Annotated in this window: 14 protein-coding genes; 10 read left to right on the forward strand and 4 right to left on the reverse strand. The window is 70.7% G+C overall.

All coding sequences use genetic code 11. From position 1 onward, the window contains the following. Positions 1-55: 55 nt before the first annotated feature. Positions 56-1,534 (reverse strand): NHL repeat-containing protein, encoded by a 1,479-nt coding sequence (locus MYMAC_RS24680; RefSeq protein WP_095959866.1) that lies wholly within the window; start codon positions 1,532-1,534, stop codon positions 56-58. 188 nt (positions 1,535-1,722) lie between these two features. Here MYMAC_RS24680 and MYMAC_RS24685 point away from each other — a divergent pair, with 188 nt between their 5' ends. From MYMAC_RS24685 to MYMAC_RS24700, 4 genes are all read left to right on the forward strand, one after another. Beyond that, positions 1,723-2,955: an imelysin family protein gene (locus MYMAC_RS24685; protein ID WP_170114767.1), complete on the forward strand. Its 1,233-nt coding sequence runs from the start codon at positions 1,723-1,725 to the stop codon at positions 2,953-2,955. After that, on the forward strand, positions 2,948-4,402 hold the full coding sequence (locus MYMAC_RS24690; RefSeq protein ID WP_095959868.1) for an HTTM domain-containing protein: 1,455 nt from the start codon (positions 2,948-2,950) through the stop codon (positions 4,400-4,402). Before MYMAC_RS24685 ends, MYMAC_RS24690 begins: the two co-directional genes overlap by 8 nt. Before the next feature lie 166 nt (positions 4,403-4,568). Continuing rightward, a complete protein-coding gene (locus tag MYMAC_RS24695) occupies positions 4,569-5,552 on the forward strand; it encodes a zinc metalloprotease HtpX (protein WP_095959869.1) in 984 nt (327 codons plus the stop codon). A 161-nt stretch (positions 5,553-5,713) separates the two neighbouring features. Further along, positions 5,714-6,739: a coiled-coil domain-containing protein gene (locus MYMAC_RS24700; protein ID WP_095959870.1), complete on the forward strand. Its 1,026-nt coding sequence runs from the start codon at positions 5,714-5,716 to the stop codon at positions 6,737-6,739. An 81-nt stretch (positions 6,740-6,820) separates the two neighbouring features. Here MYMAC_RS24700 and MYMAC_RS24705 read toward each other — a convergent pair whose 3' ends face one another. Then, positions 6,821-7,258: a MarR family winged helix-turn-helix transcriptional regulator gene (locus MYMAC_RS24705; RefSeq protein ID WP_239988992.1), complete on the reverse strand. Its 438-nt coding sequence runs from the start codon at positions 7,256-7,258 to the stop codon at positions 6,821-6,823. 140 nt (positions 7,259-7,398) lie between these two features. Here MYMAC_RS24705 and MYMAC_RS24710 point away from each other — a divergent pair, with 140 nt between their 5' ends. The 5 genes from MYMAC_RS24710 to MYMAC_RS24730 all read left to right on the forward strand — a co-directional run bounded on the left by MYMAC_RS24710 (position 7,399) and on the right by MYMAC_RS24730 (position 17,079). After that, positions 7,399-8,787: a TolC family protein gene (locus MYMAC_RS24710; RefSeq protein ID WP_095959872.1), complete on the forward strand. Its 1,389-nt coding sequence runs from the start codon at positions 7,399-7,401 to the stop codon at positions 8,785-8,787. After that, positions 8,775-9,935: an efflux RND transporter periplasmic adaptor subunit gene (locus tag MYMAC_RS24715; RefSeq protein ID WP_095959873.1), complete on the forward strand. Its 1,161-nt coding sequence runs from the start codon at positions 8,775-8,777 to the stop codon at positions 9,933-9,935. The genes MYMAC_RS24710 and MYMAC_RS24715 overlap by 13 nt, the downstream gene beginning before the upstream one ends. A 22-nt stretch (positions 9,936-9,957) precedes the next feature. Beyond that, a complete protein-coding gene (locus MYMAC_RS24720; RefSeq protein WP_095959874.1) occupies positions 9,958-13,104 on the forward strand; it encodes an efflux RND transporter permease subunit in 3,147 nt (1,048 codons plus the stop codon). Between the two features lie 1,099 nt (positions 13,105-14,203). Next, positions 14,204-15,751 (forward strand): sensor histidine kinase, encoded by a 1,548-nt coding sequence (locus MYMAC_RS24725; protein ID WP_013941579.1) that lies wholly within the window; start codon positions 14,204-14,206, stop codon positions 15,749-15,751. After that, the gene (locus MYMAC_RS24730) at positions 15,748-17,079 is read left to right on the forward strand and encodes a M16 family metallopeptidase (protein WP_095959875.1); all 1,332 of its coding nucleotides are present in this window, start codon (positions 15,748-15,750) and stop codon (positions 17,077-17,079) included. The genes MYMAC_RS24725 and MYMAC_RS24730 overlap by 4 nt, the downstream gene beginning before the upstream one ends. Here the strand turns inward: MYMAC_RS24730 and MYMAC_RS24735 are convergent. Further along, a complete protein-coding gene (locus MYMAC_RS24735) occupies positions 17,060-18,385 on the reverse strand; it encodes a tetratricopeptide repeat protein (protein ID WP_095959876.1) in 1,326 nt (441 codons plus the stop codon). The two genes, MYMAC_RS24730 and MYMAC_RS24735, sit on opposite strands and share 20 nt — an antisense overlap. A gap of 40 nt (positions 18,386-18,425) precedes the next feature. On the opposite strand from MYMAC_RS24735, the gene MYMAC_RS24740 reads away from it, so the two are divergent. Next, positions 18,426-18,770, forward strand: coding sequence for a hypothetical protein (locus MYMAC_RS24740; protein ID WP_013941582.1), 345 nt, complete (start codon positions 18,426-18,428; stop codon positions 18,768-18,770). 15 nt (positions 18,771-18,785) lie between these two features. Here the strand turns inward: MYMAC_RS24740 and omp85 are convergent, their stop codons facing one another. After that, complete coding sequence (omp85, locus tag MYMAC_RS24745; RefSeq protein WP_095959877.1) at positions 18,786-20,111, reverse strand: Omp85 family outer membrane protein; 1,326 nt, start codon at positions 20,109-20,111, stop codon at positions 18,786-18,788. Positions 20,112-20,128: the final 17 nt, after the last annotated feature.

A 20,128-nucleotide genomic window follows, 5' to 3' on the forward strand; every position in this document is an offset into this window, starting at 1 on the left:
GCGGACCGCCCTCCCCGGCTCCTGCTCTACTCAACTTCCGTGACTCCCGCTTCGACTACTGCTTCTCGACGGGGCCGCCGATGACGATCTTGCCGTCCGACTGGATGGCGATGCCGCGAGCGGTCTCCTCGGTGGCCGCCGTGACGACGTTGACCTTGGCGATGCCGCCGGTGCCGAAGGTCGGGTCGAGGTTGCCGTCGGTGGTGAAGCGCGCCACCACCATGTGGTTGTCACCCCCCTCGGTCACGAAGCCCGCCGCGTAGATGCGGTTGTCCGAGTCGAAGGCGACGGACCAGAAGCGGTCGTTCTCCGTGGTGGAGATGGGCGTGGCCTTGACGACCTCCGTGCCCGTGCCACCCGTGGGGATGATGGCCAGGATGGCGTCGGTGCCCTCGTCGCCACCGGCGCGGTAGCCCACCGCGGCGGCCCAGTTGCCGTCCGCCGACTTGGCCACGCCGAAGAAGGCCTGCTCGGAGCGCTCAAGGCCGTAGACCTTGTAGCCTTCCGGCGCGAAGGTGGTGTCCGGCTGGCCGTCCGCCGTCTGCATCAGGAGCATGGCCTGGATGTTCTGCGCGCTCGGCGTACCGCTGCCCACGTGCAGGACGCGGTCGTCGTTCAGGACCACCAGGTTGCGGCCGCGGTCGTTGTCACCGGCCAGGTCCAGCACCACGGCGCCGCCCGTGCCCCACGTCGGGTCGAGCTCGCCCGTGGCGGTGTAGCGGAAGGACACCAGGTCCACCGTGCCGGAGGACGCGGACCGGCCGTAGCCCGTCGTCACGTAGCTGCCGGTGGACTGCATGCCGGCGGCGTAGGCCTCGGCCATGCCCCACTCGGGGTTCGTCTCGCTCTGGGCCTGGAACGGCGCGGACGTCACGACGCCCTTCCAGCCGAAGGTGTCATCCGCCTTGCCGTCGTCGTTCAGGCGCTGCAGCACGATGCGGTTGGCCGCCTGCGCACCCACGCCCGTGGGCATGGACGTGTAGCCGGAGGTCATGATCTTCCCGTCCGGCTGCACCAGGCCGTAGCGCATGCCGTCGTTCAGGTTGGACAGGTTGAGGACGCTGAAGCCGTTGGGCGTCGCCGCCGAGCCGAACGTCGTGTCCAGCGCGCCCGTCGCCGTCAGGCGGGCCACCACGCGGTCGGTGTCCGCGCGCGTACCGTCCGCGCGCTTGTTGCCGAACAGCACGATGCGGTCCGTGGCGTCCACCCGCACGTCCCACAGCGAGTCACGCGTGCCGTCGCGGCCGGTGCCGAAGTCCACGTGCGTGACGCCGCCGGCGCCAAACGTCGTGTCCTGCGTGCCGTCCGTGTTGAGGCGCACCACCGCGATGTCGCTGTCCAGCGGGCCCGTGCCGGCGTCCGGCGTCGGTTCCGTGCCCGCGTCCGTCTGCGTGCCCGCGTCCGACTGCGTGCCCGCGTCGGGGATGGGCGTCGGCGTGGGCTCGTCGTCGCCGCAGCCCGTCATGCACGCCAGCGTGAGCGCCAGGGCCGCTCCACGCACCAGGAAGCCGCGGTGATTGACCGTCTTCAACATGATGTTCGTCCCCTCCTCGGGAGTCCTTCGAACTGCAAACGATAATCGTTATCAGTTTCGGTGCGCAGCCTCCTACTTCGGATGAGCGCTTCGGGTCAACCTCCAAGCTGTAGGAACTCGCATGGTATCCGGGAGAAATTTTGAAGTTGATTGTCATTAACAACTTCGGCGTGTTAGCGAGCCCGGCCATGAACTCCGAGTCGTCACGCCCCCACTCCGCCCTTCGCGCGAGCGCCATCGCGCTCGTGGTTCCCGCGCTCCTCTCGCTGTCCGCGTGCAAGTCGGACAAACCGGCGCCACCGGACGCGGGCGCGCCCGACGACACCGTGGCCGCGACGCGGGCCGCGCTGCTGGAAGCGTCCGGCGCCTGCGTCCTGCAGACGGCGCGTGAATTCCAGACGGCGGCCGCCGCGCTGGACGACGCCGTCAAGGCGCACGCGGCCACGCCGGACGCCACCACGCGGGACGCCGCGCGCGCGGCCTACCACGCGGCCATGGACGTATGGCAGGTGGCGGAGGTGATGCAGTTCGGGCCCGCGGCGCCTCGCAGCGTGCCGGGTGGCGCGGAGCATCGCGACAACATCTATTCGTGGCCGCTGGTCAGCCGGTGCGCCGTCGAGGAGCAGGTCGTCAACCGCAGCTACGCGTCGGAGTCCTTCGAGACGTCGCTGGTGAGCCGCCGCGGCCTGTACGCGCTGGAGTACCTGCTCTTCTTCGAGGGCAACGACACCGCCTGCCCCGGCACCTCCGCCATCGTGTCCCAGGGCACGTGGGCGGCGCTGTCCGAGGACGAGCGGGCCGCGCGCAAGCGGGCGTACGCCGCCGTGGTGGCCGCCGACGTCCACCGCCGCGCGGACGCGCTGGTGAGCGCGTGGGCCGCCGACCAGGGCAACTTCACCCAGACGCTGACGACGGCCGGCTCCGGCAACGACGTGTACCCCTCCACGCAGGCGGCGCTGAACGCCATGAGCGACGCCATCTTCTACCTCGAGCGCGAGGTGAAGGACCTCAAGCTGGCGCGCCCGCTGGGGATGCGTGAGTGCGCCACGTCCACCTGCCCCGAGCACCTGGAGTCGCAGTTCGCGGCGCGCTCGAAGACGAACCTCCGCGCCAACCTGGTGGGCTACCGCCGCCTCACGGAGGGCTGCGGCGAGGACTTCTCCGGCACCGGCTTCGACGACCTGCTGGAGGCCTCGGGCGCGGACGCCCTGGCGGCCAGGCTGCGCGAGCGCAACGCGGCGGCGGCGGCGGGCATCGAGGCCCTCCCGGGCGAGGACGTGGCGACCCTCCTGGCCCAGGACAAGGCCGCGGTGCGGACCCTGTACGACGCCGTCAAGGGCGTGACGGACGTCCTCAAGACGGAGCTCGTCACCGTGCTGGACCTGGAGCTGCCCCAGTCCGTCGAGGGGGACAATGACTGAGGTGGCGCCAGGCGCGCGTTCCGCCTCCGCACGCCTCTGGCAAGCGCTGCTGGCGCCGCGAGACCTCGCGGCGCTGGTGGCGTTCCGCGTGGCGCTCGGGCTGCTCGTCACCGTGTCAGCGGTCCGGTTCCTCGCCTACGGCTGGGTGGACGTGCTGTTCACCGGCCCCCGCTTCCACTTCACCTACTGGGGCTTCGGCTGGGTGCCCGCGCTGCCGGCGCCCTGGATGCACGCCGTCTTCGCGGCGCTCGCGGTGCTCGGGCTCTGCATGGCGGCGGGCCTCTTCTACCGCGTGGCGGTGGCGCTGCTGTTCGTCACCTTCACCTACGTCCAGCTCGTGGACGTCAGCAACTACCTCAACCACTACTACCTGGTGAGCCTGCTGCTGGGGCTGATGCTCTTCGTCCCGGCCCATCGCGGCTTCTCCGTGGATGCGTGGCGCACCCCGGCGCTGCGGAGCGACTGGCTGCCGGCGTGGTGTACGTGGTTGCTGCGCTTCCAGGTCGGCGTGGTCTACGTGTTCGCCGGACTGGCGAAGCTCACCAGCGACTGGCTGGTGCATGCCCAGCCGCTCAACATCTGGCTGTCGGCGCGGACGAGCCTCCCCGTGGTGGGGCCGCTGCTCGCCGAGCGCTGGGTGGCCTACGCGGCGGCGTGGTCGGGCTTCCTGTTCGACACCTTCATCGTCGCCTGCCTCCTCACGCGGAAGCTGCGGCCCTTCGCCTACGTCGTCGTCATCGGGTTCCACGCGGCCACCTCCGCGCTGTTCCCCATCGGGATGTTCCCCGTCATCATGGTCACCGGCGCGCTCGTGTTCTTCGAGCCGTCCTGGCCACGGCGCCTGTTCCAGGGGCTGCGCACCCGCTTCGCCCGGGTGGCCGCCGCGGCCGAGCCGCCCGCTGAACCGGCCTCGCCCCTGGCACCGGGAGCCCCCGGCTGGAAGGCCCGGGCGGCCCTGGGACTGGCCGTGGCCTACGCCGTCGTCCAGGTCGCCGTGCCCCTCCGGACGCACCTGTATGGTGGCAACGTGCTGTGGCACGAGCAGGGCATGCGCTTCTCGTGGCGGGTGATGGCGCGCGAGAAGAACGGCAGCGTGACGTTCATCGTCCGCGACCCGGCGTCGGACCGGGAGTGGCACGTCACGCCCACCCAGTACCTCACCCGCCTCCAGGAGCGGGAGATGTCGGTGCAGCCGGACCTCATCCTCCAGCTCGCGCGGCACATCGCCCGGGACTTCGAGGCACGGGGCAAGGGCCGGGTCCAGGTGCACGTCGACGCCCTGGTGTCGCTCAACGGCCGGCCCGCGGAGCGCCTGGTGGACCCCGACGTGGACCTCGCCCAGGAGGTGGACGGACTGGCGCCCAAGCGGTGGATCCGCCCCGCGCCGGACACGCCGCCCGTCCGCCTGCGCTCTCCGCTCCGCGGGGCCACGGCCGAGCGGCTGTAGGAACCCCTGCCGCTCCCCAGCGCCCCTGGGGAGCGCGGGACGCCAACGCGGCCCCCTTCCCTCCGAGGGTGGCCGCTCAGGCACCGGCCCCGCCTCGTTGCCGCGCCCGCGCGCCTGTTTACGTTTGCCAGAGGCCCCCAGGCGGGCCCCAGGAGACGAGGCGGCCATGGCGCTCAACCCTCCCCACGACGCATCCGGCCCTCGCGCGGGCCGACCGGCGCTGCACGGCGGCGGCGGTTGGCACCGGCTGGGCAACGCGCTCAAGACGACGGTGCTGCTGGCCGGACTCACGGCGCTGGTGCTCGTCATCGGCGACCGGCTGGGCGGAGCGCGGGGCCTGCTCTTCGCAGGCCTCTTCGCGGTGGTGATGAACTTCGGCTCGTACTGGTTCAGCGACCGGATTGCCCTGGCCATCCATGGCGCGAAGCCGCTGCCCCGTGAGCAGGCGCCCTGGCTCCATGAGCTGGTGGAGCGGCTGTGCGCCCGTGCGGGCATGCCCAAGCCCAAGGTCTACCTCCTGCCCACCGCGGCCCCCAACGCGTTCGCCACCGGCCGCAACCCGAGCCACGCGGCCATCGCGGTGACCGCCGGCCTCCTGGAGCTGCTCGACCGGCGCGAGCTGGAGGGCGTGCTGGCCCACGAGCTGGGCCATGTGCTCAACCGGGATACCCTCATCGGCACCGTGGCGGCGACGCTGGCCGGCATCATCAGCTACGCCGCGCAGATGCTCTTCTGGTTCGGCGGCTCCATGCTCAGCCGGGGCGACGACGACGAGCGCGGCGGCCTGGGCAGCGCCTTCGCCAACCTGGGCCTGCTGCTGGTGGCCCCCATCGCCGCCACCCTGCTCCAGCTCGCGGTCAGCCGCTCCCGGGAGTACGGGGCCGACCAGACGGGCGCCGAGCTGGCGGGCGACCCGGACGCGCTCGCCAACGCCCTGCTGAAGCTGGAGCGCGGCGCCGAGGCCATCCCCTACGACAAGGCCCCCGCCACCTCCCACCTCTTCATCGTCAACCCGCTCCACCACGGCGGCGTCATGGCGCTGTTCTCCACCCACCCGCCCATCCCCGAACGGGTGCGCCGGCTGCGGGAGCTGGGAGCCCGCATGGGCGCCCGGAGCGGCGGGCGCGGCGGCTGGGCGTACGCGTACTGACGAGGCGGGCGGTGCCAGGGGACGCCCGCCGGGCCGGCCGGACAGGCAGCCAGGGCGATTCACTGCGTGAACCCAAGCACGTCCAGCAGTGGACCCTTGACGCCCCGGGGGCTGACGGTAGGCTGCCCCGCTTTTTGCATTTCCCCGTGGAGGTCGTTCCCGTGCTGGTCCTGGTCCTCGCCCTTGCTGTCGGGCTCGCCATCTCGCTCTATTTCAATCTCTTCGCCGGCCCCAAGCACGCCGCGCTCCCCTCGTCGGCCGCGTCGTCGTCGCCCCGCGCCGAGCTGGTGACGGACACCCAGGCGCGCGCCAAGGCCGAGGCGGAGCTCCAGCGCAAGCAGAAGGAGCTGGATGAGCAGCGCTCTCAACTTCAGGACGTGAAGGAGCAGCTCAAGCAGGCCAAGCGGAAGCTGTACGAGCAGAAGGAATCCGACAAGGGCGCGCAGGAGCTGGCCAAGGCGCGCGCCGAGGTGGAGCGCAGCGCCTCCACGCAGCTCGAGCGGACCCGCGAGGAGCTGTCCCACGCGCTGGTGGAGAACCAGCGGCTGAAGTCGGAGCTGGAGTCCAAGGGCCGCCGGCCGCAGCCCGCGCCGGCCGCGCCCGCTCCCACCGCCGCGCCCGCGCAGGTCGCCGCGCCCGCCCAGGAGGGTGAGGCCGTCGTCGCCGCGGTGGTGCCCGTGGTGGCCACGACGACGGAGGCGGCGCCGCAGGAGCGCCGCCAGCGCGTGTACCGCGAGCTGAACGACGCGGACCGCGAGAAGATGGAGCGGCTGGAGCAGGCCGCCACCAAGGACCGCAACCGCGCGGCGGAGCTGGAGAAGGAGCTGCGCCGGGTGAAGGGCCGCAACGAGACGCAGCAGCGCGTCTACGCCGCCACCAAGCACGACCTGGACCTGAGCCGCGACAAGTACAAGGCCTTGGAGAAGCGCCTCAACCGCACGCTCCTGGAGCGCGACCTGCTCCGCCGGGCCATCAAGGACCTGGAGAAGAAGACGGGCATGCTCGCCGACCGCACGGAGCTGACGCCCGAGGAGGTCGCCGCCAGCGACCAGCGCACCGAGGAGACCTCGCGCGTGCGCGCCGAGGACGAGGGCCAGGCCACCAAGGCGGAGGCCCCGGCCGACACCGAGCAGCAGGCCCCCGAGAGCGCCCCGGCCGACGCCGAGACGAAGCCCGCGCAGGCCTGACGCACCCGCCCCGACACGGGCGCCATGAAGGGCTCGGCCTCCTGGAGAACCTCCAGGGCCGGGCCCTTCGTCATTTCCGCGTCACGCCTCGGGCGGGCCGCCGCAGCCGTCCACCGGCAGCGGGCCCCGGGCCTGGACGAGCCCCGTCAGCAGCTTCTCCATCAGCCGCTTGAGCTCCGCCATCTCCGGCGCCGTGAGGTGACGCAGCAGCTCCCTGTCCGTCCACACCAGGGCGTCACGCAGCACCCCCAGCTCGGCGTGGCCGGCCGGAGACAGCTCCAGGCGGGAGCAGCGGCGGTCCTCGGAGGGGCCGCGCTTCACCAGCCCGTCCTCCTCCAGGCGGCCCACGAGCCGGCTCACCGCGGGGGCGTCCACGAGCAGCCGCTCCGCGATGGCGGCCTGGCTGCGCACACCGTCCGCGATGGACTGCAGCGCCAGCAACTGCATGAAAGGTCGACTGGTCTGCTCGCCGAGCCGCTCGGTCAGCAGACGGCGGATGGCGCGACGCAGCGAGGCCATTTGCTCCGGGAGAGTCATCTCCCGTAAAGATGGTTGCAGACTACAACCATTGTCAATTACATCGGCCCGACGCGTTTGGTCACAACGGGGGGAAGATTCCGGCCCACACGCAGTTCGCTCCCTTATTTCTTCCTCCTGGTATGGCCTCCCCTTCCGTCATTCTCATGGCGCTCGTCGCGGCGTCGACGCTGACCGAGCCGTCACCGTCCATTCCCGCGCCCGTCCCCTTCCAGCCGAAGGTGGAGGACGCGATGCTCACCCCCGTGGCGCCCGCACCGCAGCAGGTGTCCACCTGGGATGAAGCCCTCGCGCTCGTCCGCCAGCGCTCCACCGACTTGCGCAGCGCCGAAGCCGGCGTGGAGCGCGCCGCCGGGCGCTCCCGGCAGGCCCTGTCCGCGCTGCTCCCCAATGCGCGCGTGTCGTCCAGTGTCGGTGTTGACCTGCTCAATCCCGACCTCCCCGTGGGCGCGGGCGGCACGCCGCTGGTGGGCATTGGCGGCGGCGACACCGGCGGTCCCTCCACGCCGCTCATCACCGCCACGGCGAACCTGACGCAGTCCCTGGTGGACATCAGCGCCTGGCGCGGGCGGGCCTCGGCCAAGGCGGCCGAAAAGGGCGCGGTGGCGACGCTGGCGGAGACGCGGCGGCTGCTCACGCGGGGGCTGGCCCAGGTGCTGGTGTCCACGGTGGCGGCGGAGCGCGCGGCGGAGATCAACCGCGTGGGCCTGCGGCAGGCCCTGGAGCGCTTCGCGCTGGCGCAGCGGACGTATGAGCTGGGCGCGGGCAACCAGTTGGACGTGGTGCGCGTGGAGCAGGACGTGGCGGTGGCGCGTGGCGCCCTGGTCGCGGGCGATGAGCAGCTCCGGCGCAGCCGCGAGGCCCTGGGGCTGGCGGTGGGCAACGACAGCGCCGTGGGCGTCACCCGGGACTTCAACCTCCAGGGGCTGGTGGAGGAGACGCGGCGGGCCTGCACGCCCTTGAAGGACGTGAATGAGCGGACGGACCTGGTGGCCTCGCGCGCGCAGTTGGAGTCCGCGCGCGACAGCCGCCAGCAGGCCACCGCCGGCTATCTGCCCACGCTGGGCCTGTCCAGCACGGCCATTGGCCTGACCACGGACCCGGGCTTTGGCCGCGTGGCCATCTGGAGCGTGTCCGCGGTGCTGTCCGTCCCCATCTGGGAGGGCGGCCTGCGCGGCGGCCTGATTCGCGAGCGCGAGGGCGTGGAGCGCCAGGCGGCGGAGACGCTGGAGAGCACCCGCCGCAACGTGTCCATCCAGGTGACCCAGGCCCGGCGCGCCGTGGAGGTGGCGGAGGCCCTGGTGGCGACGGCGGTGGCGTCCCGCGACCTGGCGGACCGGACCGACCGCCTCACCCGCCGTTCTTTTGAAGTGGGCCGCGGCAGCAGCCTGGAGCTGGTGCAGAGCGGAGCGGCCCTGCGCCAGGCGGAGCTGAACCTGGTGCTGCGTGAATTCGAGCTCGTCCAGGCGCGCCTGGACGCATTCCTGACGGAGGCGCGGTGCGACTGGTGAATCCGATGAAGGCGATGTGGGGCGTCACCCTGCTGGCGGCGGTGGCGGGCTGTTCGGGGCAGAAGGCGGCCCCCGCGGCCCCTCCGCCCCGCGAGGTGGAGGTGATGACGCTCACCCCGCGCGAGGTCCGTGACACGGGGGAGTACCTGGGCTCGCTGCTGTCGCGGCAGAACGTCAGCGTGCTGCCCCAGGTCGCCGGGTACGTGCGCAAGATTCACGTGCGCCCCGGTGAGAAGGTGGAGGCCGGCGCGCCGCTCCTCGAGGTGGACTCGCGCGAAGGCACCGCGGCGCTCGACAGCGCGCAGGCGCAGCTCAGCTCCACCCAGGTGAGCCTGGAGCTGGCGCGCCGCACGCTGGAGCGCACCGAGGCGCTCTACAAGGAAGGGCTCGCGAGCGCGCAGGAGCTGGAGCAGGGCCGCGCGCAGGTGGAGGCCGCCCAGGCCGCGGCGCGCTCGTCGGCCGCGCAGGTGACGCAGCGCCAGGTGCAGCTCCAGTACCACATCGTCCGCGCGCCCTTCGCCGGCACGGTGGGGGACGTGCTGGTGCGGCTGGGTGACTACGTGGGCATGACGACGCCGCTCACCAGCGTGGCGCAGGCGGACGTGCTGGAGGTGAGCGTGTCGATTCCGTCGCCGCGCGCCCGGGCGATGAAGCCCGACACCGCGCTCGAAATCCTGGACGCCGCGGGCAAGGTGCTGCTCACCAGCAACGTCTTCTACATCGCGCCCCAGGCGGACCCGCGCACCCAGTTGGTGGAGGTGAAGGCGGCCTTCCGCAACACCGTGGGCCTGCGGCCCAGCGAGCTGGTGCGCGCGCGGCTCGTCTACTCGGCCCGGGACGCGCTGCAGATTCCCGCGCTCGCCGTCGTGCGGCAGAGCGGCCAGCCCTTCGCGCTGATCGTCCTGGAGAAGGATGGGAAGACGGTGGTGGAGCGCCGCCCCATCACGCTCGGCGCGCTGGGCGAGATGGCCTACGTGGTGGAGAACGGGCTGAAGTCAGGCGATCAGATCGCCGTGTCCTCGCTGCAGGCGCTGCGGGATGGCACCGCGGTGAAACCCAAGCAGGCCAACGCCTCCTCCGCGCCCACTGGCAGCGGCCCGCCCCGGGCTGCTGGCAACGGCGGCGGCACGGTCGGCGGGAGCCGCTGAACGAAGGGCCGGATAACGCACCATGTTCGTCGACTTCTTCATCCGCAGGCCCGTCTTCGCCATCGTCTGCTCCATCCTGCTGACGCTGGTGGGGCTGATTGCCATCCCCACGCTGCCCATCTCCCAGTACCCGGACCTGGCGCCGCCGCAGGTCACCGTGAGCAGCACCTACGTGGGCGCGAGCGCCGAGGTGGTGGAGAGCGCCGTCACCATCCCGCTGGAGCAGGAGCTCAACGGCGTGGAGGGCATGCGCTACATCACCTCCACCAGCGGCAACGACGGATCCAGTCAAATCACCATCACCTTCGACGCCGCCCGCGACATCGAGGTGGCGGCCGTCGACGTGCAGAACCGCGTCAGCCGCGCCTCCGCGCGCCTGCCCTCGCAGGTGAACCAGACGGGCATCGTCGTCAACAAGGCCTCTAGCCAGATGCTGCTGACGGTGGGCCTGTTCAGCCCGGACAACCGCTACGACGCCAAGTTCCTCAGCAACTACGCCGACGTGAGCCTGAAGGACGCCATCAAGCGCGTGCCCGGCGTGGGTGACGTGCGCATCTTCGGCGAGCGCAAGTTCTCCATGCGCCTGTGGTTGGACCCCACGGAGCTGGCGCGCCGCAAGCTCACGCCCCAGGACGTGACGCGCGCGCTCCAGGAGCAGAACCTCCAGGTGGCCGCGGGCCAGATTGGCCAGCCGCCGTCCACCGAGGACCAGCCCTACCAGCTCGCGGTGCGGGCCCGGGGCCGGCTGGTGGAGCCGGCGGAGTTCGGTGACATCGTCCTGATGCGGGACACGGATGGTACCAGCGTCCGGGTGAAGGACGTGGGCCGCGTGGAGCTGGGCGCGGAGAACTACGGCACCCTCCTGCGCTTCAACGGCAAGACGGGCGTGGGCCTGGGCATCTTCCAGCTCCCCACCGCCAACGCGCTGGACGTGCGCGACGGCGTGTACGCGGAGCTGGAGCGGCTGTCGAAGCTGTTCCCGCCTGGCATGCAGTTCCAGACGGGCACCGACACCACCCTGGCCGTCCGCGCCTCCATCAACGAGGTCGTCAAGACGCTGGCGGAGGCCATCGTCCTCGTCATCCTCGTCATCTTCGTGTTCCTGCACGGCTGGCGCAGCGTGCTCATCACGGCCTTCACCCTCCCCGTCTCGCTGATAGGCACCTTCGCCTTCGTCTACCTGATGGGCTTCTCCATCAACACCCTCACCCTGTTCGGCCTCACGCTGGCCACGGGTCTGGTGGTGGACGACGCCATCGTCGTCATCGAGAACATCGAGCGGTTGATGGTGGAGCGGCGCCTCTCGCCCATGCAGGCCGCGCGGGAGGGCATGAAGGAGGTGGCCGGCGCCGTCATCGCCATCTCCATCGTGCTGGTGGCGGTGTTCGTCCCGGTGGCGCTCTTCCCGGGCACCACCGGCGCCATCTACCGTCAGTTCGCGCTGACCATCGCCGCGTCCATGGTGCTGTCCGCCTTCTGCGCCCTCACGCTCACCCCCGCGCTCAGCGCGCGGATGCTGAAGCACCACGTGGGCGAGAAGTGGGTCTTCTTCCGCTGGGTGGACAAGGTCCTGGACGGGACGAAGGCGATGTATGGCCGGGGCCTGCGCAGGATGCTGAAGCACCCCTACCTGGTCCTGCTCGCCTTCCTGGCGTGCATCGGCGGCACGGCGCTGCTCTTCCGCGTCGCGCCCACGGGCTTCATCCCCGACGAGGACCAGGGCTACATCATGGTCTCCATCCAGGGCCCCGAGGGCATGGCACTCGCCCAGACGGAGAAGGTGCTGGTCGAGGCGGAGGCGATTCTGCAGGCGCAGCCCGAGGTGCGCGCCATGTTCGCCATCGGTGGCTTCTCCGTGATGGGCAACGGCCCCAACATGGCCATGATCTTCTCGTCGCTGACTCCGTGGGAGGAGCGCACGGGCAAGGGCCAGTCGGTGGCCGCGCTGGTGGAGCGGCTGCGTGGCCCGCTGAGTCAGATTGGCGGAGCGCGCGTGCTGCCCTTCCAGCCGCCCGCCATCCGCGGCGTCGGCAGCGTGGGCGGCTTCCAGTACATCGTCGAGGACATCGACGGCACCAAGTCGCTGGATGACCTGGCCGCGGCCACGCAGATGCTGGTGGCGAAGGCCAACGAGCAGGGCCAGCTCCGCGGGGTCTTCAGCACCTTCAACGCGGACACCCCGCTGCTGGACGTGGAGGTGGACCGGCAGAAGGCGAAGGCGCTCGGGGTTCCGATTGAGCAGATCTTCGGCACCATGCAGGTCTACATGGGCAGCCAGTACGTCAACGACTTCAACTACGCCAACCGCACCTACCGCGTGTACGTGCAGGCGGAGCAGCAGTTCCGGGACAACCCGTCCGACATCGGCGCCTTCTACGTACGCAGCGACACCGGGGACATGATTCCGCTGGAGTCGCTGGTCAAGGTGGAGCCCACCGTGTCCGCCCAGGTCATCCGCCACTACAACCTGTTCCGCTCGGCGGAGGTCAACGGGCAGCCGGCGCCGGACGTGTCCTCCGGCCAGGCGCTGGAGGCCATGGAGGCGCTGGCCGCGCAGCACCTGCCCCAGGGCATGAGCGCGGAGTGGACGGGCATCAGCCTGGAGCAGAAGGAGAGCGGCGGCCAGACGGCCATCATCTTCGCGCTGGGCCTGCTCTTCGTCTTCCTGGTGCTGGCGGCGCAGTATGAGAGCTTCAGCCTGCCGCTGGTCATCATCTTCTCCGTGCCCCTGGCCATCATGGGCGCGCTGGGGTTGCAGCTCGCGCGCGGGTTCGCCAACGACGTGTTCTGCCAGGTGGGGCTCGTCATGCTGGTGGGCCTGGCCAGCAAGAACGCCATCCTCATCGTGGAGTTCGCCGAGCAGCTCCGGGAGGGCGGCAAGAGCGTCATCGACGCGGTGGTGGAGGCGGCGGAGGTCCGCCTGCGCCCCATCCTGATGACGTCCTTCGCCTTCCTCCTGGGCGTGGTGCCGCTGATGACGGCGTCCGGCGCCGGCGCGGCGTCCCGCAACTCGCTGGGGACGGCGGTGTTCGGCGGCATGCTGGTGTCCACGGTGGTGAACTTCGTGTTCATCCCCGGCCTCTACGTGCTGATGCAGAAGCTGCGCGGCGAGGCGAAGCGGTCCACGGGCGAGGACGACGCGGTGCCCACGCCCGCCGCGTCCCACTGAGGCAGGCGCCCTCGGGCGATTGAAAAACGACGGCCCGGCTCCTCACATGAGGGGCCGGGCCGTGCCCATTTCAAGCAATCAATGGAGAGTTACAATGATGCCTGATAGCGGCAGCCTAGATTTCGATCGGCAAGCCACCGCCGCAACCGCACGACTGAACCTCCGCACCGTAGCTGTACTCGGTGCACGAAGCGCCCACCGAGTTCAAACAGACGCGGTAACGATTCCGTCCTTGGAAGATCGCGCCAGTCGTCACCCACTCGCCGTCGATACGCGTCCTGCAGATTGGAGCAGCATGGTCACACGCGGACAGCGTTCCGCAATCCACATCCTCTGACCACGCCGAACACGAGCCGTATCCAGCGGCTACACAGTTATTGACGGTCGAGGGCTCGCAGGAGTCAGCCAGGGCCTCCAGCATGGCTGCATCGGGGACCGGAATCTCCGCACGCAAGGCCGCTTCGTTCGATGCGGGAGTCCCCTCTGCCGAATGCTGTTCATCGACGGGACCACACCCGACAAGGACAGCCACCAACGTCGAACCAATGAGCATTCCAAACTTCATCATGCAAAGCACCTCAGACTCCTGCCGCCAAGAGCCGCGTCTAGGGCCCGTCATCGCACGTTCGCGGGCCACTGTGACATTTCCCAGGGATGCGGCGTATTGCCCCAGCCAAAAGGGATCCCAGGCCTGATTCGCATCATCCGCAGCATCCCACAACAATCACTTTCCAGAAAAAACCAATTCGCCACTCATTCCGAATTGGCTTGCATTCCAGAAAACCCTATCACCACCACGTCAATGAATATTTACAGACACGTCACCTGGCGCTCCATCCAGGCCATCCCAAACAACAGACGAATCCCCCACATCGCACGCACGGCTTCAAGGCATCCGCAGCAGTCCGTACCGGCAACGTTTGCGGATCCTGACAAGGGCAAGTCGCGCGGCAGCCCCTCACTGAGAATGCGGCGGGTACATTTTGGGGTACGCTGGGCCCCACCGGAGGTAGTCCCTCCCCCTCGGCGGCCCCCGAGCAGGCGCCCGAGCTCCCTGGAGACGAGACTTGCGGCTGGACGGCCCGCCACGTAGCGAGGAATGCCCGTGAAGCTCTCCCTCGCGACCCGCATCTTCCTGGGCTACGCCGTGGTGCTCGGCACCTTCGGGCTGGTGTCCCTGTTCAGCGTGACGGAGCTCCACCGCAACCGGTTGGAGATCCGCCTGGTGAGCCAGGGCTACCTCCAGCTCTCCCAGGACGCCGCGGAGCTGGAGACCTTCCACTCCACCCAGGAGAAGGACACCGAGCGCCTCCTCCAGGAAGGCAGCGTCGAGGCCCGCCGCGCCTTCATCCGCCTGGCGCGCACCTACAACCCGCCCCTGATGTCCCAGCGGCTCGCCGCCGCCCAGGCCAAGGCCCACGAGGTGCTGGCCTCCGCGCCCGACAGCGAGGTGCCCTTCATCCGGGGCCTGGAGGCCCGCTTCGGCGAGCTCCAATCCCGCTACCGCGACTACGGCCGCGCCGCCGAGGCCGTCTTCGCCGCCCTGTCCACCGAGGCCCCCGACAAGGAGCAGGTCGCCACCGCCACCGCCGCGCTGCGCCAGGTGGAGAACTCCATCGGCCGCGAGATTCGCGTGCTGCGCGCCGCCCTCTCCAACCGCATCCGCGAGCGCGTGGACGGCGCCGAGGAGCGCGAGCGCACCACCGGCCTCTTCATCATCGGCTTCTCCGTGGCCGCCATCGCCGTGGGCGTGGGCGCCACCGCCTGGTCCGCGCGCACGCTGCGCCCCATGCGCAACCTCATCCGCGGCGTCTCCCGCATCGGGCGCGGTGACTACAACGCCCAGCTCGGCGTGCGCGGCGACGACGAGGTGGCCGTCCTGGCCCGCGAGTTCGACCAGATGGCCCGCTCGCTCCAGGCGCGCGAGGCCCAGCTCAAGGCCCAGGCCGAGGCGCTCATGCGCGCCGAGCAGCTCGCCGCCGTGGGCCGCATCTCCGCGCAGATCGTCCACGAGGTGCGCAACCCCCTGTCCTCCATTGGCCTCAACGTGGAGCTGCTCCAGGACGGCCTGGAGCAAGCCCGCTTTGACTCCCCCGAGGACGCCGCCGAGGCCAGGGACCTCCTGTCCGCCGTCACCCAGGAGGTGGACCGGCTGGCGGACGTCACCGAGCAGTACCTGCGCATGGCCCGCCCGCCCCGGCCCGACCTGGACCCGCGCGACGTCACCGCCGTGCTGGACACCGTGCTGGACTTCACCCGGGAGGAGTTGGAGCGCGCCGGCGTGGAGGTGGTGCGCGACTTCGCCCTGGATACCCCGCACGTGCTGGCGGACGAGGGCCAGCTCCGCCAGGTCTTCCTCAACCTGCTGCGCAACAGCCGCGAGGCCATGCCCTCCGGCGGCCGCCTCACCATCGTCACCCGTCCGCTGGAGGACGCCGTGGAAGTCACGGTGCGGGATACCGGACAGGGCATGACGGAGGAGGCCCGCCAGCACCTCTTCGAGCCCTTCTTCACCACCAAGGAGGGGGGCACCGGCCTGGGGCTGGCCGTCAGTCAGCAAATCCTCCAGGCGCACGGTGGCTCGCTCTCCTGCCAGAGTATTCCCGGCCAGGGGACGGCCTTCGTGTTAAGGCTTCCTCGCGCATGAGCTTCACTACGTACCGGGACGTGCTGCCCTCCGGGCTGCGCGTCGTCACCGTCGAGACGCCCCACCTCCACACCGCCCTGCTCGCCGTCTACGTGCGGACGGGCAGCCGCCACGAGACGCTGGCCACCAACGGCGTCAGCCACTACCTGGAGCACCTCTTCTTCCGCGGCAGCGAAGGCTGGCCGGACACCGTGAAGATGAACGCGGCCGTGGAGGAGGTGGGCGGCAACCTCAATGGCGTCACCACCCGGGACCACGGGTACTACTACACGCCCATCCACCCCGCGCACCTGCGCGTGGGCCTGGACATCATCGGCGACATGCTCACCCGCCCCCGCCTCACCGACATGGAGGTGGAGCGTCAAATCATCCTCGAGGAGATGCTCGACGAGGTGGACGAGAAGGGCCGGGACATCGACCTGGACAACCTGTCCAAGCACCTGCTCTTCCCCGGGCACCCGCTGGCCCTCAAGATTGCCGGCACGCGTGAGTCCGTCACGAACCTGACGCACCCGCAAATCCTGGAGCACTTCGCCCAGCACTACGTCGCGGGGAACATCGTCGTCACCGCCGCCGGCCGGGTGAAGCACTCCGAGGTGCTGGAGATGACCGAGCGCGCCTTCGCCCGCCTCCCGCGCGGCCCGTCCAGCGTCGAGGCGCCGCCGCCGCTCACCCCGCCCGGCCCCCGCCTGCACTTCGTCAGCCACGACGAGTCCCAGACGGAGTTCCGCCTCAACTTCCGCGGCGTCCCCGAGCAGCACGAGGACTACCCCGCGCTGCAGATCATCCGCCGCGTGCTGGATGACGGCCTGTCCTCGCGGCTGCCCTTCGAAATCGTGGAGAAGCGCGGGCTGGCGTACTCCGTCAGCGCGTCGCTGGACGCCTACCACGACGCGGGCCTCCTCGAGATTGAGGCCGCCAGCGCCCCGGAGAAGGCCGCCACGGTCATCACCGAGGCCCTCCGCGTGCTGGCCACCCTCTGCAACACGGAGGTGGGCGAGGAGGAGCTGACGCGCGCCAAGCGCCGGCACCGCATGCTGCTGGAGTTCTCCCAGGACTCGCCGGGCGAGCTGGCCGGCTGGTTCGGCGGCACGGAGCTGTTCCGCGCGCCGGAGTCCTTCGGCCACCGCGCCGACCTGGTGGACTCGCAGTCCGCCGCCCGCGTGCGCGAGGTGGCCCGGCGCTACTTCAACCGGGAGAACCTCACGGTGGTGGCGGTGGGCCAGCGCAAGGGCCTCAAGGCCCTGGAGCGCGTGGTGGCGGAGGCCCCCGGCCTTCCCGGGCCGGAGGCGTCCCCGCTGGCGGCGGTCAGCGGCCGCCGCGGATGATGATGGGGCCCGAGGGCTTCTTCTTGGGCTTCGGCTTCAGCGCGATGAGCGCCTTCTGGGTGCGGAGGTAGTCCGGGTTCTCCGGCTCGCGCTTCAGGGCCTCGTCGATGAGCTTGAGGCCCTGGGACACCTTCGTCTGCATCCGCGCGTAGAGGGCGGCGAGCTGGGCCTTCTCCTCGATGCTGGCCTCGCTCAGGCTCAGCAGCCGCTCCAGTGACGCCTCCGCGTCCGCCACGCGGTCGGCCTTCAGGTGGATGCGCCACATCCGCGAGTGCACCGGGGCGAAGCGGGGCGCCGAGGACAGCGCGAAGCGGTAGGCCTCCTCCGCGCCGCGGCGGTCCCCCTGCTCTTCCAGCGAGCGCCCGCGCACGTACAGCGCCCGGGCCAGCCGGGGGTCGAGCTGGAGCGCCTTGTCCACCATGGCCATGGCATCCGCGCGGCGGCCCTGCACCAGCAGCGTCTCCGCCAGCCACGCCAGCGCTTCCGCGTTCTGCGGCTGGGCCTCCAGCAGCTTGCGCAGGGCCGCCTCCGCGTCCGGGGCGCGGCCCTGGGCCAGGTACACGCGCGCGCGCAGCGTCACGGCCTCGAGCCGCTCGGCGTCCTCGCCCTTCACCGCGTTCAGGTCGGACTCGGCCAGGTCCGGGAAGCCGTTGACGAGGAAGTAGCGGGCGCGCAGCAGCCGCGCGGACGCCAGCGCCGGGTCCTGGTTGAGGAGCCGGTCCATGAGGTTGGCGGCCAGGAGCTCGTCGCCCTTGAGCCAGAGCACCTCGGCCTCCACGGACTTGGCCTCCGCGTCGTCGGGGTTCTCCCGCAGGATGCCCTCCAGCGACTTGAAGGCGGCGTCAATCTGCCCTTCACGCGCCTGGAGCCGGGCCAGCCGCAGCACGTCCGCGTCCGGCAGGTTGCCCGCGTCCCGCATGGTGATGAGCGCCGCGAGCGCGTCCTTGGTGAGGCCATGCTCCAGGTAGATGTCGGCGAGCTGGCGCTGGATGGCCGGGTCCGCCCCCTTCGACATGGCGGCGGCCTGCTTCAGCGCCAGGATGGCGGCGCCTTCGTTGCCCGCCATGCGGTGGGCCTGCGCCGTGAGCAGGTACAGCTCCATGTTGTCGGGGGTCGCGGTGGTGGCCCTGCGCAGCGCGGCGAGCGCGGCGGGGGCCTGGCCATTGGACAGATGGCCGCGGGCCTCCGTCAGGGCGGTCTGGGCCCGCTGGGCCTTGCTCTCCGCGGCAGCCACCTCCGGCTCCTTGCAAGCAAGCAGCGGGAGGAGCGCCAGGGTCCACGGTCTGATTCGAAAATGACGGTGCATCGCTGAGCGGCAGGGTACCGGATGTTATCCTCCTTCGTCGATGGACCCATTCGTTCGGCGCCTCGTGGAGAGGCTCCATGACCCCAGCCAGCCGCTGTCGCGCAACCGGCACTTCCACACGTTCGACACCCCCGAGGGGCGAGCGGCGCTGAAGGTGGTCCGGCGGCTGCGCAGCCTCCAGAAGGACATCCTCGCGTGCCACGCGGAGGGCTTCCGCGCGCGCATCTTCCGCCACGCCAACGGACCGGGAGAGCACCGCATCGAGCTGCTCATGGAGCGCCTCTCCGGCCGCCGCGTCTCCATGCTCCAGTCGGACGAGTTCGAGCTGCTCACCGCGCTGCCCGGCGTGCGTGACGCGCTGGAAGTGCTCGACGAGGCGGCGTGACGCCCCCCGTCACGCTCAGAACAGGTGGTTGAAGTCCAGGTAGAAGCCCGTCGTCCCATCCCGCGGGCTGACGCCGTAGTCCATGCGGACGATGAAGTTCTTCTCCCAGGCGACGCGCAGGCCGCCGCCGCCCGCGTAGCGCCCCATGCCGCGGTCCTGGAAGGACAGGTCCGACCACGCCCTGCCCGCGTCCAGGAAGGCCACCAGCGTGAAGTCCACGCGCTGCTTCAACGGCAGCACGGAGAGGAACTGCCACCGCAGCTCGCCGTTGACCAGGGCCTTCACTTCGCCCTGGAGCCGGTGCTTCAGGATGCCGCGCGCGGTGAAGACGCCGCCCACGCCGCCCCACCCGTCCCGCCACTCCACGCCGCCGAACGAGCTGAGCAGGTAGAACGGCACGTTGCCGCCCATCACGTCCCCCATGAGGCGCAGCGCGGCCACCAGCCGGTCCGTGCCCAGCGGGTGATAGAAGCGGAAGTTCGCCGTGGCGCCCCAGTAGTTGAAGGAGCTGCCCGTGGCGCCCGCCGCGCCGCGCACCGCCAGCTCGTGAAACATGCCTCGGATGGGCGCCGGCTCGTTGTCTCGCAAATCCAGCAGCAGCCCCGCGGTCAACTCCGCCGTGCGGAAGGTCCCCGTCACCGGACCGCCGTCATTGACCCGCCCGGCCTGGATGTCCTCCTCCAACCGGGAGGCCCCCGACTGGCCCAGGGCGTCCGCGTCGTAGCGCGTGGCCACCCGTGTCATCCGGAAGCGGTAGCCCATGGACACCTGCCACGGGCCGCTCACCGGCCGGCGCGCGTTGAGCACCACGCTGGGCAGCGTGCGCTGCTCGAAGTTGTAGTAGCGCAGACCTCGGAACGCCGGGTTGCCCGGGCAGACATCCGGCGCGTCCTCCAACGCGTTCCGGTCATCACACGCGGCGAAGTCCTGGTCGAACGAGGCCGCGCCGCCCTGGCCGTAGTACGGCGAGAACCGGTCGTTGAGCAGGCTCACGTCCAACCCCAGCCGCCAGCGGGACTCCAGGAACGTGGGCGCGTCCAGCATGAGCCGATGCACCGCGTTGCCCCGCGTCGTCTGGAAGAACTGCGCGATGATGGCGTGCCGGTACGGCGCCTGCGTGCCGTCTCCCGCGTCCACCAGCATCAGCCGCGCGCCGTAGCCCAGGCCCTCGTCGCTGTTGAAGTTGAGCAGCGGCAGGCCCTGGACACGCCACCCCGTGCGTGGGGGCGGAGGCGACGGTGTCTCAGGCGCGGGCGGAGGCGCCACGCCTTGCGCCCGCGCGGTGATACCTCCCAACACCACCGACAGCACCACGGCCCACGTTGTCCGACTCGAGTACATGCCTGTCTCCGGGGCGT

Source organism: Corallococcus macrosporus DSM 14697 (assembly GCF_002305895.1).
GTDB lineage: Bacteria > Myxococcota > Myxococcia > Myxococcales > Myxococcaceae > Myxococcus > Myxococcus macrosporus.

Bases quoted from the DNA above. Each gene is read 5' to 3' on its own strand.
- MYMAC_RS24680 (WP_095959866.1), bottom strand. From the start codon at position 1,534: ATGTTGAAGACGGTCAATCACCGCGGCTTCCTGGTGCGTGGAGCGGCC.
- MYMAC_RS24685 (WP_170114767.1), top strand. From the start codon at position 1,723: ATGAACTCCGAGTCGTCACGCCCCCACTCCGCCCTTCGCGCGAGCGCC.
- MYMAC_RS24690 (WP_095959868.1), top strand. From the start codon at position 2,948: ATGACTGAGGTGGCGCCAGGCGCGCGTTCCGCCTCCGCACGCCTCTGG.
- MYMAC_RS24695 (WP_095959869.1), top strand. From the start codon at position 4,569: ATGGCGCTCAACCCTCCCCACGACGCATCCGGCCCTCGCGCGGGCCGA.
- MYMAC_RS24705 (WP_239988992.1), bottom strand. From the start codon at position 7,258: ATGGCCTCGCTGCGTCGCGCCATCCGCCGTCTGCTGACCGAGCGGCTC.
- MYMAC_RS24710 (WP_095959872.1), top strand. From the start codon at position 7,399: ATGGCCTCCCCTTCCGTCATTCTCATGGCGCTCGTCGCGGCGTCGACG.
- MYMAC_RS24720 (WP_095959874.1), top strand. From the start codon at position 9,958: ATGTTCGTCGACTTCTTCATCCGCAGGCCCGTCTTCGCCATCGTCTGC.
- MYMAC_RS24725 (WP_013941579.1), top strand. From the start codon at position 14,204: ATGCCCGTGAAGCTCTCCCTCGCGACCCGCATCTTCCTGGGCTACGCC.
- MYMAC_RS24730 (WP_095959875.1), top strand. From the start codon at position 15,748: ATGAGCTTCACTACGTACCGGGACGTGCTGCCCTCCGGGCTGCGCGTC.
- MYMAC_RS24735 (WP_095959876.1), bottom strand. From the start codon at position 18,385: ATGCACCGTCATTTTCGAATCAGACCGTGGACCCTGGCGCTCCTCCCG.
- MYMAC_RS24740 (WP_013941582.1), top strand. From the start codon at position 18,426: ATGGACCCATTCGTTCGGCGCCTCGTGGAGAGGCTCCATGACCCCAGC.
- omp85 (WP_095959877.1), bottom strand. From the start codon at position 20,111: ATGTACTCGAGTCGGACAACGTGGGCCGTGGTGCTGTCGGTGGTGTTG.